Raw genomic sequence first — 2272 nt, 5'->3', positions numbered from 1 at the left:
CGATACCTGAAAGCTTAAATCATAATCTTAAACTTTATTTTGCGTACTAACTTAAGTTATCGTGCAAAATAAAATTTAATTTTTGAGCATTCGGCAAAATATCTATTGTTACTAAAAAACGATTTAATACTATTTGCCTTGTGCCTGTTGCTTTCAACACAAAACTTAAATCTAATTTTGCAAGATTACTTAATCTATACCTTCTTCATTTTTGAATGTTGCTTCTTATTTATTACAAATCAGATGCTTATTTCCTTTTAATTCGGTATGAGCAAAAAACCTTTTTAAGCAAAACCAACCCGTTTTCTCTCTGATTTTAATCGCAAAGGTTATCCATTGCGGGTGTGGAAGACTTTTGTAATCACCAATCAAATTTCAAAAAAATATGAAAAAATCTGCGCAACTATGGGGAGCTATCCTCATGTCTGGAATGCTCATGTTTACATCTTGCAAAAAAGATGAGGATACGATGCAACCAACACAGTCGTTGTACATGCGTCTTGGGGGGAATACGGCCATTTCGGCTGTAATCGATCAATTTATTGCCAATGTAGCAAGCGACAGTCGAATCAATGCCTATTTTGCAGATGCCGCAGCTGATCCAGCACGTCTCACCAAGCTTCGCAACAACCTTATTAATCAAGTAGGTATGGCAACGGGTGGTTCTGAGAAATATACAGGACTCGATATGAAGACTGCTCACAAAGGGATGGGTATTACCGATGGTGAATTTGGTGCTTTGGTCGAGGACTTGTCGTCTGCACTAGATAAGTTCAAAGTGGGTGCAACCGAGAAAACCGAATTACTTACAGCATTGGGTGGAATGAAAGGGGATATTGTTGAGGGGCAAATTTCATTGTATAACAGATTAGGTGCCAATGCTGGTATTTCGGCTGTTATTGATGACTTTATTGGTAAAGTAGCGGCGGATACACGAATCAATGCATTTTTTGCTGCTGCTGCCGCTGATCCTGCTCGTTTGATGAAACTTCGTAACAATTTGATCAACCAAGTTGGACAGGCTTCTGGTGGACCTGAAAAGTACACAGGCTTAGACATGAAAACTGCTCACAAAGGAATGAAAATCACTGATGCACATTTCAATGCTTTGGTAGAAGATTTGCAAGCTTCTTTGGTGAAATACAACGTTCAGTCTAAAGCTAAAATCGAATTGTTGACTGCTTTGGGTGGTATGCGTGCCGATATCGTTGGTCAATAGTTGAGTAAAGTGAAAGATGTCTTTTAATGACTTTGAGAATGAGCTTTTGATAAAAGTTCAGATGGTTTATCAATGGCTCGTTCTCAAAAGTTTATCTCTACATTTAAACTTCTTCCTGTTTTTTATCAAAATTGAATGGTTACCTTCTTATCATCAACCTAATTTTGGAGTACTAGCAAAAATTGTCATGTCTGAATGTGACAAAAGTCATATTCGTGAGCGATAAATTTTACTAACTCGCAGTATGAAATTTTAGGGAAGATTATGCCTCAAAATAGTATATTTCTAAGTTTTAATCTTTCAAAAGCTCTTCTTTATTTATACTCATTCTAAATTATGTTTAAGTATAAATAATTAGCCAAAAAGGGAGTTATTAATGTCTATTCATGTTGTAATTTTGTGCTTGGAATAGTTAAGTGTTATGCAAAATCAATTCAAATCAATCAGTTTATCATATAAGTCAGCTCCCTTAGCGGTACGTGAGCAAGTGGCTTTGAATGAGGATGAAATCAAGAATTTCTCCCTCAGAATCAGAGATATGTTCGATATTCAAGAGGCAATTTTGGTATCGACTTGCAACCGTACAGAAGTTTACTACGTGTCAGAAGAAAACCGCAACACTGACATTATTAAGCTTTTGTTGCTTGATAAAGGCATTGCTACCACCGACGAATATTTTGCATATTTCCAACAATACAACGCTCAAGCAGATGCTGTACAGCATTTGTTTGAAGTTGCTACTGGTCTACACTCACAAGTAGTAGGCGACCTTCAAATTCCAAATCAAGTAAAGCAATCGTATCAAATTGCGGCTGACTTAAATATGGCTGGTCCATTTTTGCACCGTTTGATGCACACGATTTTCTTTGCTAACAAACGTGTTGCGCAAGAGACAGCCTTCCGTGATGGAGCAGCTTCTACTTCGTACGCAGCTGTAGCATTGACTGAGGAGATGACTCAAAATATTGCTTTACCAAAAGTATTAATTCTTGGTCTTGGTGAAATCGGTATCGATGTTTGCAAAAATATGGCAGACAAAGAATTTGCTGAAAT

Annotated in this window: 1 protein-coding gene and 1 pseudogene; both read left to right on the top strand. The window is 37.1% G+C overall.

Annotation, left to right across the window (positions count from 1 at the left end; genetic code table 11):
- Window positions 1-385: 385 nt before the first annotated feature.
- Window positions 386-1219: a group I truncated hemoglobin gene (locus tag ACOVQ4_RS03460; RefSeq protein ID WP_421819260.1), complete on the top strand. Its 834-nt coding sequence runs from the start codon at window positions 386-388 to the stop codon at window positions 1217-1219.
- Window positions 1220-1640: 421 nt separating this feature from the next.
- Window positions 1641-2272 (top strand): annotated as a pseudogene (locus tag ACOVQ4_RS03455) (glutamyl-tRNA reductase); the annotation flags it as partial.

Source organism: Flectobacillus sp. (assembly GCF_049240685.1).
GTDB lineage: Bacteria > Bacteroidota > Bacteroidia > Cytophagales > Spirosomataceae > Flectobacillus.
This window is presented reverse-complemented; position numbering and strand designations above follow the sequence as displayed.

Coding starts and splice junctions, on each gene's coding strand:
- ACOVQ4_RS03460 (WP_421819260.1), top strand. CDS start 386: ATGAAAAAATCTGCGCAACTATGGGGAGCTATCCTCATGTCTGGAATG.